Below are 13236 nucleotides of genomic sequence, written 5' to 3' on the forward strand. Positions count from 1 at the left end.
ACTGAAAATCAACCAAATCCGGTGATGCACAGCTTTTATCGCAGCTGGCGGAGGCGTTAACTTTTACCACGAAAAACGGGCGCCTCGGCGCCCGTTTGAATGAGATCGTCAACGTGTCCCGTCGGCTTAAAAAACGAATTCCCTGGCCTTCGCAAAGCCCGGAAGCGGCTTGACGGACGCATTGAAGAAAGCATTTTCGGAGAAGGTGTCGCGTTCGCGAACGAATACCTTTGCGCAGGCGGCGTTACCGTAGCCCTGAACGGCTACCAGCCGGCCACCGTCGCGAAGCTGGGAAAGAAGTGTTGCCGGGACTTCCTTCACCGCACCGTCGATGAAGATAAGATCATAGGGTGCGGCCGCGGCGTGACCCTGAGCAAGATTTCCGGTGACAACGGTGACGTTGGCGCAATTCAGTCGAGCAAGGGCCTCTTTTGCCTGGGCAGCAAGCACATCGTCGCATTCGAGCGCGACGACCGCGCCGGCCAGCTGCGAAAGCAGAGCAGACGTGTAGCCAGTGCCGGCGCCGACTTCGAGCACGACGTCATCCTTGGTGATCGCTGCCAGCTGCAGCAGCTTGGCAAGCGGGGAAGCCTCCATCAGGTAACGGGGCTGCCTGCCATCAGCGGCGGCGGCTATCTGTACGTCGTTGTCGATATAGGCGAGCGGTTTCGACTTTTCCGGAACGAAGGCCTCGCGCGGCACGCTCAGGAATGCGTTGAGAACGGAATGCGACGTAACGTCCGTCGTCCGGATCTGGTTCTCGACCATCTTCACGCGCGCTGCTTCGAAATCCATCTTAAACCTGCCGTCCAGCCCGAGGGCGCAATTGCTTCTGCTGCTTGTGTCTTAATCGCGAGCCGCCACGCTTTCAAGACGTCGGGGCAGTGGCGCGACAAATACTTGGGTCGTTGCGGCGCGGATGCCACGGCGCTGAAGACCCGCCGCAGCGATCGCTCAGGCAACCGACCAGCCTCCATCCACGAGCAGGTTCGCGCCGGTGATCAGCGAAGCTGCCGGCGAAGCAAGGAAAACCACCGCGCCGACGACATCGCCGGTCTCGCCGATCCTGCCGAGCGGAATGTGGGCAAGCGTCCAGTCATGGAAGCTGCTATCTGAAAGCGCCGGCTTGGTTCCGTCAGTCCAGATGAAGGTCGGTGCAACCGTGTTGACGGTGATGCCGTACTCGGCCCACTCGGCCGCAAGGCAGCGGCTGAGATGATTGATGGCGGCCTTGCTCATACAATAAAGGGCTTCGCCGCGAAGCGTGACCGTGCCTGCCTGCGAACTGATGCTGATGATGCGGCCCGATCGCTGGGTGATCATCTGCCTGGCAACGGTCTGCGTCATCAGGAACGTGCCCTTGATGTTGACCTGGAGAATCTCATCGAGCGCCGATTCGTCGACCACTTCGGCGAGGTCGCCGGGTGCAACCCCAACGTTGTTGATCAGGACGTCGATCCGCCCAAAGGTCTCGACGGCAGCCTGAACCGCCGCCTCGATCTCCGTGCGGCTTGAGATGTCGAGCCGCACCGGCAGGATTTGTCGCCCGATGTCTTGGAGTTCAGCGATGAGTTCTTTCGATGCTGCGAGGTCCCGAACGCCGAGGACGATGTCCGAACCGGCGGCGGCGCATGCAAGCGCGCAAGCCCGGCCGATCCCGCGCGATGCGCCAGTGACCAGCGTCACCTTGCCGGCAAGACTGAAATCGGGAGCGTAATTCGTTTGACCTGCCACCTTATCCTCCCTCGATTTCGCCTCTTTTCAGACCGGGCTTAAACACGAGAATACGTGCTTTTGCGGATATCCGAAAGCCGCCGCCCTTGCCGACGAGGTCCTGTCGCTATCGCGATACGCGAAGTCTGCCATGAAAATACCTCACGGCTTACAAATATGGTTAATCTTTCGTTGCTAATATTCGAGACGGCAGCAGCCGGTGGGCTGTTTACGCCACGAAACGGAGGTAGACCGACGATGTTGAAGATCTTCACGAGCAAGCGCGTTGAAATCGAGCCGGGCGAGGATACCGGCACGTTCCCCGACGGCTACTTTGAAGTCCAGACCGCCGATTCCCGCCGCAACACTTCTCCGCGCAACGCCCATGAAAGGGATTACGGGGCGCTGCGTCAGGCAACCGAGGTGCGGCACGGCTTTGCATGATCTGCGAAGCGACGGATGGTCCGCTCCGGACCATCCGATAGCGACGGCGGTCGATCAGTCGATATCGACAACGAGTTTGCCGTCGATCTTGCGCATTTCGATCGCCTCGTAGGCCGCTGCGACATCGCTAAGTCCAAAACTGCGATGGTCGAGCCGGGGTTTGATCTTGTCTGCCTCGACCAGTTTGGTCGCTTCTCTCATGATCTCGCCCTGGTGCTCCCGCCCCTCGCCCGACAACAGCGGCGCAAGGGTAAACACGCCCGAATAGGTCGCCGATTTGAAAGATAGCGGCGCAAGGGCGTGTGTCCCCCATCCCAGGCTACTGACGACGTGGCCGCAGCGCTTCACCGCCTTGAAGGCCGCATCGAGGCTCGGCCCTCCCAAGGTGTCGTAAACGACGTCGAACCCGCGACCGCCGGTATACTTGCGTACATAATCGTCCACATCTTCAGAAGCGTAGTCGATCGGTGTCGCGCCGAGACTGCTGAGATAATCTGCCTTGCGAGCGCCGTCGACCGCACAGACGTCCGCGCCGAGGGCCATCGCAAGCTGAACTGCGATATGGCCGACACCACCGCCGCCGAGTACAAGCACGCTCTGTCCCGCCCTTGCGCCAACGCGGTCGACCAGGCCTTCCCACGCGGTGATGAAGACGAGCGGCAATGCCGCTGCTTCGCGCATCGTCAGGTTAGACGGCTTTCGCGCCAACAACCGGGCGTCAACCGCGGCATACTCGGCCAGCGAACCCTGGATACCGCCAACGCCCCCGGTCATTCCGTAAACCTCGTCGCCAGGTCTGAACCCTGCGACATCAGGCCCGACCGCCTCCACCACGCCGGCAAGATCTATGCCAAGGATGGCAGGCACAGGATGCCGCGCATGCGCGGCCGCGCCTTTACGGATTTTCGTGTCCAGCGGATTGATCCCGCTGGCATGGATTCGAACGAGGACTTCTCGCTCCGCCGGTGTGGGCTTTGGGATTTCCGCCAACCGGAAAGGAGCATCATGACTATCGAGAACCAACGCCTTCATAGTGGCCATTGCGAACACTCCTGTTTTTTGATGGCCGATATTGCGTTCAATGCGTTTGAATGAAAATCATAGAGTTTGAATAAAGCTCATGCGTTTTTGAATGGAGAACGGGATGGCCCCGGAGTGGAGTGACTTGCGTATCTTCCTCGCGATCGCCCGCGAGGGCACACTCGGTGCCGGCGCCCGTGCAATCGGATTGACCCAGCCGACCATGGGCCGCCGGCTGAAAGCATTGGAAACAGTCCTTGGCCACACGCTCTTCCAGCGCACGTCCGACGGCTTCGTGCTGACCGACGAGGGCCAACTGCTGATGCCGCATGCCGAACACATCGAAGAGGAACTGCTGACCTTTCAACGTCAACTCTCCGGGACCGGCGATGCACTCGACGGATTGCTGCGGGTCTCCTGCTCTGACTGGTTCGGCCTTCATATCCTTGCACCCATCGTCGCCCGTTTCTCCAAGGCCTATCCCAAAGTCGTGGTGGAACTGCTGACGGATCAGCGATTGCTCAATCTGTCGCGCCGCGAGGCCGATCTGGTCTTCCGCATCCGGCCTTTCACAGAGACCGACGTCGTATCGCGGCGGTTGATGCATATTCAGTACGGTCTCTACGCCCCAAAGGACGCCGCGGACCCCGTTGATGGCGATGGGGAGGGCTCCTGCATCATCACCATGGATGAAGCCTTTGCCGGCATGCCTGATGTCGCTTGGCTGCGTGAGCACTTTCCAAACGCCACAGTCCCCGTCCGCAGCAACAGCCGCGATGTGCAAGCGGCGCTCTGCGCGGGCGGCGCGGGCATGGCGGTTCTGCCTGTTCCGCTTGGCGACGAAGTCCCCGGTATTCGCCGCCTCGCACTTTCGCAGCCGCCTCCCGGCCGCGACACGTGGGTCGGCTATCATCGTGATCTGAGGCGACTGCCGCGTCTCAGGGCATTCCTCGACATGGTGGTTCAATCACAATCAGGTCATCCCTCGCCGGAGGCGCGCGGAACGATTTGAAATGTCTTCCCCTTGCGCCATATTCGTCAGGGTTGGAGAAGGAGTTGCCCATGAAGGCAGTCAGCTACACGCTATGGACTATCGGCCTGTCGCTAGTCGCGGCGGTGCTTGCCAATCCTGAAGCAGCAATGGCCTGCAATCGGATACTCGGCAACAGTTGAATATGCCGCGGCTCTCTGGCAGCGGCGCAGGAAACGGTGGCGTCGCGGCAATACCGCGACGCGCTTTCGGAGCTATTTGACGTATACCTGCGTATACCCCGCGCCGCTTCTACCTGCGTATACCCCGCGCCGCTTCGGACGAAATAACCTCCGCCACATCCCCGTTCGTTATGATGGAGCCGAGCCTCTGGCCACCGGCCTTGATACCAGCGCCCCTCATCACCATCTCGAATCTGTGAGAAACAGGAGGATGTCATGAGATCCAAGATCATCGGCAACGGCTAACAGGCAGCGGATGCGCCCTGAGCAAGTAGCCGTCTCCAGGTTTTCGATTGGTTTCAGCGCCACGGACTTAACAAGAGTCCGTGGCGCTTCGTTTTGACAGATACCGGCTTGGCGTCGTCGCTCAGCCGGCCTGGGCTTGCGCTTCGGCCGCCTTCTTCTGCGCAATCGCGGTGTTGGTCGCAAGTGCTGCGGCAGTCGCGGTCGCGTCGGCGCTCTTTGTTCCGCCATGGTCGTCGCCGGCCACCTGCACCGTCGGCGAGGCAAATTCGATGCCGTTGGCGATGAAGGCTTCACGGATCATCGCATAGGCGCGACGGCGAATGCCGGACTGATGGCCCGGCTTGGTGGTCATCGCAAAGCTGAGATTGATGCCGTAGTCGGTGAATTGCTCGACGCCTTTCATCTTTACGGTCTCAATGATCTGCGATCCGACATCGGGATCCTCGAGCAGCTCAGCGCCAACTGCCTTGACCAGCTTTTTCACCTTGGGGAGATCCGTCTGAAAGCTGACGGAGATGACGAATTTGTCGATCGCCCAGTCGCGCGACATGTTCTGCACGGCGCCGAGCACGCCAAACGGCACGGTGAAAACAGGGCCCCGGTGATGGCGGAGCCTCACCGAACGGATACTGAAGGATTCGACCGTCCCCTTGTAGCTGCCGCTCTGGATATATTCGCCAACGCGGAAAGCATCGTCCGTCATATAGAAGATGCCGCTGATGACGTCCTTGACCAGCGTCTGCGACCCAAAGCCGATCGCAACGCCGAAGATGCCGGCACCCGCGATCAGCGGACCAACCGCGATCCCGAGGCCCGAAAGCACCATCAGAACCGCAATCGTTGCGATGATAACCGCAAGGAAGTTCCGGAAGATCGGCAGAAGCGTCAACAGGCGCCCGCTTCGCGCCAGCTCTGCCGGATCGCCCTCGGCATGCCGCGCCCGATCGAGGCGATAATTTATCAGCGCCTTGACCATCTGCCAGACGATATCGGCGGCCAGGAGAATAACCACGCCGCTCAGCGCCCCGCGCAGGATGCGGCTCGCGGTTTCTTCCTGCATCATCATCGTCGAATTGACACGCATTACGGTGGCCAGCCAAAGAACGGCAACGGCGATGAAGGCAGCCCTTGCGCTACGCTCGATCAACACTTCAAAAAACGGACTGTCTCGCCCCTCGTCACTACTATGACGCCTGAAAGCGGTGTGCACCACCGAGCTGACGATTTTCAACCCCAGGGGGACGAGGATCAAGTAGGCGCAGATCCACATCAGTAAATAGGCGCCCGAGACCCAGAGTAGCCAGATCAGGCAAAACCAGAAGGTCAGCAGCCATTCGAATGCGCCGGACCGCCCCTGGCGCTCGGCGCCGCGCGGCCGCCGCCACACCATGTTGATCGCGGTCGCCAGCAAGCCAATGCCGACGGCATAGACGATGACCTCCCTGACCGCAGGCAGGAAGCCTAACGCCATCATTGCCCCGTTCGCCGCCCATCCGACGAAGAATATGCTGAAGAAGAGGGCAATGCGGCTTTGCCAGAATTTGGCGGCGGCGTCGCCGACCGGGACTAGCCGCTTCGCGGGTTCGCCGCTCGCGTCTGGATAGGCCGTCAGCAGCACATTCAGGATTCGAATGAAGAACCGAGCGGCAATCACCGCAAGCAGCGTCGGGACGATGAGTTTGGTCAAGAGCTCAGGCCACGTAAAGCTCAGAAACAGACCGATGCTCGCGAAGCCGAAGACGACGAGCGGCGCGAGCTCGGCAAAGATATGCCGGCCGAGCGCATGGAAACCGTTTGCTTGAGCGGCGGGATGGGCAGTGGCACGCCCTGCATGGATGCGCCGGACAATGCGTCCGAAAATCCACTCGGCCGCGCGCCCGATCGCCACCAGCAGCAAAAAGAATAGGAAAACGCCGATCGGTCGCCGCCCGTCGATCTCGGCCATCGTGGTATCGGCGGCCTTCTCGAACTCGCCCGGCACCAGCGGCACCGCCTGCGTAACCGATAGGAGATGCGCGCGGATGCGATTGATCCAAAGGGTGAAATCGTTGGCAGACATACTCTCGGGCATAGCGGCCGATGGTACTGTCTCCTTGGCGCGAGCGGTGAGCACGGCATGAATATCGGGATCATCGAGGAGCTTGGCGAGCTGGTCGATTTTCTGTTGGGTGGCCGCGGACATCGCCGCTTGTTGCGCCGCTGCCGGGTTCAGCGCACCGCCAAGCACCAGAAGGAACGCAGCCACCAAGGCCAGCACTCGCGTCCGGACGCCAAAAAACTCGACAAATCGCATGTCACTTGCCCTTCCAACTCGCCATAGTATCCCACTATCCTCTTATTTTCGAAGAAAAATACAATAGCGAACGAACGGCCGCGCCAACACGCCGGCGCAGCGCGGCACGCGCAGGCTATGAAATTCCTATATTCGCGGCAGGCGGCAGGAATGGAATTCCTATGCGACGCCGCCCTAAGATTCGGGCAATAGATGAGGTTTCGCTCGATGTCGTCACGCCCGTTTTCAGCAGCTTCGAAACCATCCAAGCCTGGCGGGCTGCCAGACGGCGCCCATAAAGGCAGAGGGGAGCCGCGCCGGCTGCTTTGCTGCCGCCCGAGCCGACAAATGCGCGAGCGGCGCACAGCCTACGTTTTGATGGCATTCGGTCTGCTGCTCGGCGGCATCGAGCTGTTCATCGTCTTTCAGTACGTTGAATGGGCCAGTGCGCACCGACCAACGCTTCTTTAACCGGCCCGCTGATAGGTTCGAGCGGACGCCTCTGAGATCGGATATTTTGAAGTCATATGTCGAAGCCTGCATTCCGCTATACGCACTACGATCTTGGGGAACAGCGCGCTGGGTCCACCATCGAGATAACGCTGTCCGCCGTTGCCAATGTCCGGCTGTTGACTGCCTCGAATTTCGAACGCTTTACCGAGACGCTGAAGCATCAGTTCATAGGCGGCACCGCAAAGAAATCGCCGATCCGCCTGACCATCCCTGAGAACGGACACTGGCATCTCGTCGTCGATATGGAAGGCCACAACGGCTTTGCGGAATCGAGCGTCAAAACGGTGGAAAAGCCTGTGGCGCCACGTATCCAGAAGGCATCCTAGGCCGCAGGCCGCAGTGATCAGCCGCCTCCCCGCTCCCGGCGCAGCTTGTTCCACCAGTCGAGCCGCTTTCTGATCTCGCGTTCGAAACCGCGCTCCGGCGGATCGTAGAAAGTCTGGCGCCCCATCTTCTCAGGAAAATAATCCTGGCCGGAAAAGGCATCCGGTTCGTCATGGTCGTAGCGGTAGCCATCTCCATAGCCCTCGCCCTTCATCAGCTTGGTCGGTGCGTTGAGGATATGCTTCGGCGGCAGCAGCGAACCGTTTTCCTTGGCGGCACGCGTCGCCGCCTTGAAGGCGGTGTAGACCGCATTCGATTTCGGCGCCGTCGCCAAATAGACGCAGGCTTCGGCCAGGGCCAATTCGCCTTCCGGTGAGCCGAGGTAGTCGTAGGCATCCTTTGCGGCATTGCAGATCACCAGCGCCTGCGGATCGGCAAGGCCGATATCCTCCACCGCCATCCGCACCAGCCGGCGACCGAGGTAGAGGGGATCCTCGCCGGCATCGAACATGCGCGCGAGATAATAGAGAGCGGCATCTGGATCCGAACCGCGGACGGATTTGTGCAGCGCGGAGATCAGATTGTAGTGACCGTCCTGCGCCTTGTCGTAAACCGGCGCACGTCGCTGGACGATGCGGGTAAGGCCTTCGGTATCGAAGATCTCGTCCTTTCGCGCCGCACGCCAGACCTCTTCGGCGAGCGTAAGCACGGCGCGGCCGTCGCCGTCGGCCATGCGCAGCAGGCTTGCCCGAGCGTCGTCGCTCAAGGGCAGCGGCTTGCCCTCCGCCGTCTCGGCTCGCTGCAGAAGCTCGTTCAGGCTCTCCTCGTCATGCGAGCGAAAGGTCAGGACCCTTGCGCGCGACAGCAGCGCGGCGTTGAGCTCGAAAGACGGATTTTCGGTCGTGGCGCCGACGAGGATGACCGTGCCGTCCTCCATGACGGGCAGGAAGCTGTCCTGCTGCGCACGATTGAAGCGATGGATCTCGTCGACGAACAGCAGCGTTTGCCGCCCGTCCATGCGGCGCATTCGCGCCCCTTCGAAAACCTTCTTCAGATCGGCGACACCGGAGAAAATTGCCGAGATTTGTTCGAAGGCAAGGCCCGCTTCGCCCGAGAGAAGCCGCGCCACCGTCGTCTTGCCGGTGCCGGGCGGTCCCCAAAAGATCATCGATCCCAGAGAACCGGACTCGATCATCCTCTTCAGCGCCCCGTCTTCGCCGGTGAGGTGAGGCTGGCCGGTGACCTCGCCAAGCGATTGCGGCCGCAGGCGATCGGCCAGGGGCCGCCGGTTGGCGACATCCTCGGGAACTCGGGGCGCGAAGAGATCGTTGCTCATCGGAAAAACTGCCTGATGCGTTGACCGTCGCGCTCGATCTCGACACGCCAGAACTCAGGTGTCTCCTTGACCACGGATTGCAGCGTATTCGTCGAGGTTATCTCGACGCCGTTGACGGATACGATGATGTCCTTCGCGGCAAAGCCGAGATGCTCGGCAGGCGATTCCGGCTTCAGGCGCTCGACCACGACGCCCGTCGCGTCGGTCGACATATGGAGTTCGTCCGCCACGCGCGGCGAGAGATTGGCAACCGTCGCGCCCGCGAACGGATTGTTGCCCGAGATCAGCTTTTCCTCGCGTGGCTGCGTTTCGGGCGCACTGGCAAGCGTCAGCTTGTCCTCATGTTCCTTGCCGTTGTTCAACACCGTCAGGGAGACAGTCGCGCCGAGACCGGCGGTGGTCAGCCGATAACCGAGCGCGTCCGGATGCTCGACCGGGATACCGTTTAGCGCCATCACCACCTCACCCGGCTTCAGACCCGCCACAGCGGCCGGGCCGCCCTCGGTAACGCGTGTCACCAACGCACCGCGCACTCTTTTGAGGCCGAGGGCATCGGCGACCTCGGACGTCACCGGCTCGAAAGAAGCGCCGATATAGGGCCGGACAAAACTCTTGTCGCCCCGGTCGGCCGCCGCCAAAAATACGCGAACAAGATTGGCGGGAATCGCGAACCCGACACCGTTCGAACCGCCCCCTTGAGAGAATATCGCCGTGTTGAGGCCGATCAGCTCGCCCTTGGTGTTCATAAGTGCGCCGCCCGAATTGCCGGGATTGATCGCCGCGTCGGTCTGGATGAAAAAGCCGACCTCGTTCTTTACCTGGTTGCGAGCCAGCGCCGAGACGATGCCGCTCGTCACCGTCTGGCCGACGCCGAAGGGATTTCCGATCGCAAGCACCAGATCGCCCACCTCGACGACGTCGGAATTGCCGATCGGCAGCGCCTCAAACGTGTCCTTGGCGTCGATCTTCAGCACCGCGAGATCGACGCGATCATCCTTCAACACCACCTTGCAAGGGTACTCGCGCCCATCCGAGAGTGCCACCTTGATGTTGTCTGCACCGTCGATGACGTGATTATTGGTGACGACGGTGCCGTTCGCCTCGACGATGACGCCCGAACCGAGGGATGCCTGCTTCTCGGTACGATTCGGCATCTGCTGGCCGAAGAACTGCTCGAAGAACGGATCGCCCGCGAATGGCGAGCGCTTCTGCACCTGCCGCTCGGCATAGACGTTGACCACGGCGCCTGCCGTCTGCTTGACGAGCGGCGCAAACGACAGCTGCATCTCCATCTGGCTCTGCGGAACGGCCTTCGCCGTCTCCGCACGGGCGGGCAGCGGGGAAAGGACCAATACGGCAACCATCGGAACGACGGCGCGTCTCAGGAAAGCATGCATTCAGATACCCTTGAGAAAACCTGTTGAAGCAACGTTGTAACGCCGGACGCTAGAAAGAAAAGAGGGCGGAACAGTGAAGGATCAAGACCTGCAAGCTGCGGCCAAAAGCCCCCGAAATGAACAAAAGAGCGTGATCACTCGTTTTGCAACACTAACACGCAAAGTCTCCGGTCGGAGACGCTGGACGCCAAACCGAAGGATGAATGGATGATCTACAACCAACGCCTGAGAACATTGACGCGCTTTGCGGGCTTAAGCGGCTTCATCCTCATCTCCCCGTTGATCGCGATGATCGGCTTCAGTCCAGCGCCCGCCTATGCCGCCAGCTTCGATTGCGACGCGGCAAACCTCCAGGCGGATGAAAAAGCCATCTGCGACAACCGCTCTCTCAACGATGCCGATGTGAAGATGGTCACCACGTTCGATTTGCTCTCAGGGCTGCTCGCGATGGGCGCGCGCGGCGCCTTGAAGGATGAGCAATCGGCCTGGCTGAAGAAACGGCAAGCGTGCGAAGCCGATACGGCCTGCCTCAAGACTGCCTACGAGGAGCGGATCAAACAACTTGGCGAGACCTATAAAATGATCGGCAGGCCGCTTTAAGCTCCGGCGGACACCTCAAGGCCAATCAATCCGGCCAGAGGAAACGGCAAGGCGGGCCGCCGGGCTCGTATCCTTTTCGGCATAACGAAACGACGCCCTCGATATAGCAAGATAGGCGATAGGCCGCTCTTAACGCAAACCACGGATCTTCGCCCGCCCCGCGCCGGGGAGAGGAACGAGGCCAAAGACAAGACCGCAAAGGCCAAGGTTACTCCGGCAGAAGGCGCACCGCACCCTTGTCGGCGCTGGCGGCGAAAGCGGCGTAGGCTTTCAGCGCCGTCGTGACGTTGCGCTTGCGCGGCGCCGAGGGCTTCCAGCCGAGCGCGTCCTGTGCCTTGCGGCGCGCGTCAAGCTCGGTTTCGGAAACCTTGAGGTTGATCGTCCGGTTCGGGATGTCGATCTCGATCGTATCACCCTCGCGCACGAGGCCGATCAGGCCGCCGTTGGCTGCTTCCGGCGAGCAATGGCCGATCGAGAGGCCCGACGTGCCGCCGGAGAAACGGCCGTCGGTTACAAGCGCGCAGGCCTTTCCGAGGCCCTTCGACTTCAGGTAGCTCGTTGGATAGAGCATTTCCTGCATGCCCGGACCACCCTTAGGGCCTTCATAGACGATGACGACGACGTCGCCAGCGACGATCTCGTTGGCGAGGATCGCCTTCACGGCGGCATCCTGGCTTTCGAAGACGCGTGCCGGGCCGGTAAACTTCAGGATCGATTCGTCGACGCCGGCCGTCTTCACGATGCAGCCGTCAAGGGCGATATTGCCCTTGAGAACCGCAAGGCCGCCATCCTTCGAGAACGGATGCTCGACAGAGCGGATGACGCCGCCGACGCGGTCGGTATCGAGCTCGTCCCAGCGAGCCGCCTGGCTGAAGGCAACCTGGGTCGGGATGCCGCCGGGCGCTGCGCGATAGAAACTGCGCACCGTCTCGCTGTTGGTGCGGGTGATGTCCCAGCGGTCGATGGCGTCGCCGAGCGTTTCGGCATGCACCGTCGAACAATCGCGGTTGAGCAAACCGCCCTTTTCCAGCTCGCCGAGGATCGACATGATGCCGCCGGCGCGGTGGACGTCTTCCATGTGAACGTCGCTCTTGGCGGGCGCGACCTTGGACAGGCACGGCACCCTGCGCGACAGGCGGTCGATATCGTCCATGGTGAAATCGACGTCGCCCTCATAGGCGGCGGCGAGAATATGCAGCACGGTATTGGTCGAACCGCCCATGGCGATGTCGAGCGCCATGGCATTCTCGAAAGCCTGCTTGGTGGCGACGTTGCGCGGCAGGACGCTTGCATCCTCCTGCTCGTAGTAGCGCCGAGCGAGATCGACGATCAGATGACCAGCCTCGACGAACAGACGCTTGCGGTCCGCATGCGTGGCGAGCGTCGAGCCGTTGCCGGGCAGCGACAGGCCAAGCGCTTCGGTGAGGCAGTTCATCGAATTGGCCGTGAACATGCCGGAGCAGGATCCGCAGGTCGGACAGGCCGAGCGCTCGATGACGTTCACTTCCTCGTCCGTCATCTTGTCGTCGGCAGCCGCGACCATGGCGTCGATCAGGTCGAGCGCGTGGGTCTTGCCATGCAGCACCACCTTGCCGGCCTCCATCGGCCCACCGGAGACGAAGACGGCCGGGATATTGAGGCGCATCGCGGCATTCAGCATGCCGGGCGTAATCTTGTCGCAGTTTGAAATGCAGACCATCGCATCGGCGCAGTGGGCGTTGACCATATATTCGACCGAGTCGGCGATGATTTCGCGCGATGGCAGCGAATAGAGCATGCCGTCGTGACCCATGGCGATGCCATCGTCAACGGCGATCGTGTTGAACTCCTTGGCGACACCACCGGCCGCTTCGATTTCGCGGGCCACCAGCTGGCCGAGATCTTTCAGGTGAACGTGACCCGGCACGAACTGTGTGAACGAGTTCACCACCGCGATGATCGGCTTGCCGAAATCCGAATCCTTCATGCCCGTCGCGCGCCAAAGTCCTCGCGCACCCGCCATGTTGCGGCCATGGGTCGTGGTTCTCGAACGATAAGCTGGCATGGTGTCTTCCTCGACGTCGTGGAATGGGATGCCGACGGCGTGCGCCTATCGCCGAAATGAGGGCAAATCCCGTGCTTTTCGGCATTGTCCTAATCCAATCGGCCGTGACTGTCAC

At 61.1% G+C, this 13236-nt stretch carries 11 protein-coding genes; 4 read left to right on the forward strand and 7 right to left on the reverse strand.

Translation table 11 applies throughout. The features are described 5' to 3' along the window. Positions 1-126: 126 nt before the first annotated feature. Both AB4048_RS04235 and AB4048_RS04240 read right to left on the reverse strand, forming a co-directional pair. Positions 127-795 (reverse strand): protein-L-isoaspartate O-methyltransferase family protein, encoded by a 669-nt coding sequence (locus tag AB4048_RS04235; RefSeq protein ID WP_442200669.1) that lies wholly within the window; start codon positions 793-795, stop codon positions 127-129. A gap of 159 nt (positions 796-954) precedes the next feature. Next, the gene (locus AB4048_RS04240; RefSeq protein ID WP_442200670.1) at positions 955-1734 is read right to left on the reverse strand and encodes an SDR family NAD(P)-dependent oxidoreductase; all 780 of its coding nucleotides are present in this window, start codon (positions 1732-1734) and stop codon (positions 955-957) included. Positions 1735-1971: 237 nt separating this feature from the next. Between AB4048_RS04240 and AB4048_RS04245 the strand changes: the two genes are divergently transcribed. Then, a complete protein-coding gene (locus AB4048_RS04245) occupies positions 1972-2157 on the forward strand; it encodes a hypothetical protein (protein WP_442200671.1) in 186 nt (61 codons plus the stop codon). Positions 2158-2211: 54 nt separating this feature from the next. Here the strand turns inward: AB4048_RS04245 and AB4048_RS04250 are convergent, their stop codons facing one another. After that, positions 2212-3198: a zinc-dependent alcohol dehydrogenase family protein gene (locus AB4048_RS04250; RefSeq protein ID WP_442200672.1), complete on the reverse strand. Its 987-nt coding sequence runs from the start codon at positions 3196-3198 to the stop codon at positions 2212-2214. A gap of 103 nt (positions 3199-3301) precedes the next feature. On the opposite strand from AB4048_RS04250, the gene AB4048_RS04255 reads away from it, so the two are divergent. Beyond that, positions 3302-4189, forward strand: a complete 888-nt coding sequence (locus AB4048_RS04255; protein WP_442200673.1) for a LysR family transcriptional regulator — start codon at positions 3302-3304, stop codon at positions 4187-4189. 567 nt (positions 4190-4756) lie between these two features. On the opposite strand, the gene AB4048_RS04260 is transcribed toward AB4048_RS04255, so the two are convergent. Further along, positions 4757-6928 (reverse strand): mechanosensitive ion channel domain-containing protein, encoded by a 2172-nt coding sequence (locus AB4048_RS04260; RefSeq protein WP_442200674.1) that lies wholly within the window; start codon positions 6926-6928, stop codon positions 4757-4759. Between the two features lie 506 nt (positions 6929-7434). On the opposite strand from AB4048_RS04260, the gene AB4048_RS04265 reads away from it, so the two are divergent. Further along, positions 7435-7746: a DUF1883 domain-containing protein gene (locus AB4048_RS04265; RefSeq protein WP_442200675.1), complete on the forward strand. Its 312-nt coding sequence runs from the start codon at positions 7435-7437 to the stop codon at positions 7744-7746. A gap of 17 nt (positions 7747-7763) precedes the next feature. Here the strand turns inward: AB4048_RS04265 and AB4048_RS04270 are convergent, their stop codons facing one another. Both AB4048_RS04270 and AB4048_RS04275 read right to left on the reverse strand, forming a co-directional pair. Continuing rightward, a complete protein-coding gene (locus AB4048_RS04270; RefSeq protein ID WP_442200676.1) occupies positions 7764-9080 on the reverse strand; it encodes a replication-associated recombination protein A in 1317 nt (438 codons plus the stop codon). Continuing rightward, positions 9077-10477 (reverse strand): DegQ family serine endoprotease, encoded by a 1401-nt coding sequence (locus tag AB4048_RS04275; protein WP_442200677.1) that lies wholly within the window; start codon positions 10475-10477, stop codon positions 9077-9079. Before AB4048_RS04275 ends, AB4048_RS04270 begins: the two co-directional genes overlap by 4 nt. Positions 10478-10765: 288 nt before the next feature. Between AB4048_RS04275 and AB4048_RS04280 the strand changes: the two genes are divergently transcribed. After that, entirely contained in the window at positions 10766-11077 is a 312-nt protein-coding gene (locus AB4048_RS04280) for a lysozyme inhibitor LprI family protein (protein WP_442200708.1), read from the forward strand. Between the two features lie 208 nt (positions 11078-11285). On the opposite strand, the gene ilvD is transcribed toward AB4048_RS04280, so the two are convergent. Further along, positions 11286-13121, reverse strand: coding sequence for a dihydroxy-acid dehydratase (gene ilvD, locus AB4048_RS04285; RefSeq protein ID WP_442200678.1), 1836 nt, complete (start codon positions 13119-13121; stop codon positions 11286-11288). Positions 13122-13236: the final 115 nt, after the last annotated feature.

It is taken from the genome of Rhizobium sp. RAF56 (genome assembly GCF_052113965.1).
Classification (GTDB): Bacteria; Pseudomonadota; Alphaproteobacteria; order Rhizobiales; family Rhizobiaceae; genus Rhizobium.

Excerpts from the sequence above, each read along its gene's own strand:
- AB4048_RS04235 (WP_442200669.1), bottom strand. The coding sequence starts at position 795 with ATGGATTTCGAAGCAGCGCGCGTGAAGATGGTCGAGAACCAGATCCGG.
- AB4048_RS04245 (WP_442200671.1), top strand. The coding sequence starts at position 1,972 with ATGTTGAAGATCTTCACGAGCAAGCGCGTTGAAATCGAGCCGGGCGAG.
- AB4048_RS04250 (WP_442200672.1), bottom strand. The coding sequence starts at position 3,198 with ATGGCCACTATGAAGGCGTTGGTTCTCGATAGTCATGATGCTCCTTTC.
- AB4048_RS04255 (WP_442200673.1), top strand. The coding sequence starts at position 3,302 with ATGGCCCCGGAGTGGAGTGACTTGCGTATCTTCCTCGCGATCGCCCGC.
- AB4048_RS04260 (WP_442200674.1), bottom strand. The coding sequence starts at position 6,928 with ATGCGATTTGTCGAGTTTTTTGGCGTCCGGACGCGAGTGCTGGCCTTG.
- AB4048_RS04265 (WP_442200675.1), top strand. The coding sequence starts at position 7,435 with ATGTCGAAGCCTGCATTCCGCTATACGCACTACGATCTTGGGGAACAG.
- AB4048_RS04270 (WP_442200676.1), bottom strand. The coding sequence starts at position 9,080 with ATGAGCAACGATCTCTTCGCGCCCCGAGTTCCCGAGGATGTCGCCAAC.
- AB4048_RS04275 (WP_442200677.1), bottom strand. The coding sequence starts at position 10,477 with ATGCATGCTTTCCTGAGACGCGCCGTCGTTCCGATGGTTGCCGTATTG.
- AB4048_RS04280 (WP_442200708.1), top strand. The coding sequence starts at position 10,766 with ATGATCGGCTTCAGTCCAGCGCCCGCCTATGCCGCCAGCTTCGATTGC.
- ilvD (WP_442200678.1), bottom strand. The coding sequence starts at position 13,121 with ATGCCAGCTTATCGTTCGAGAACCACGACCCATGGCCGCAACATGGCG.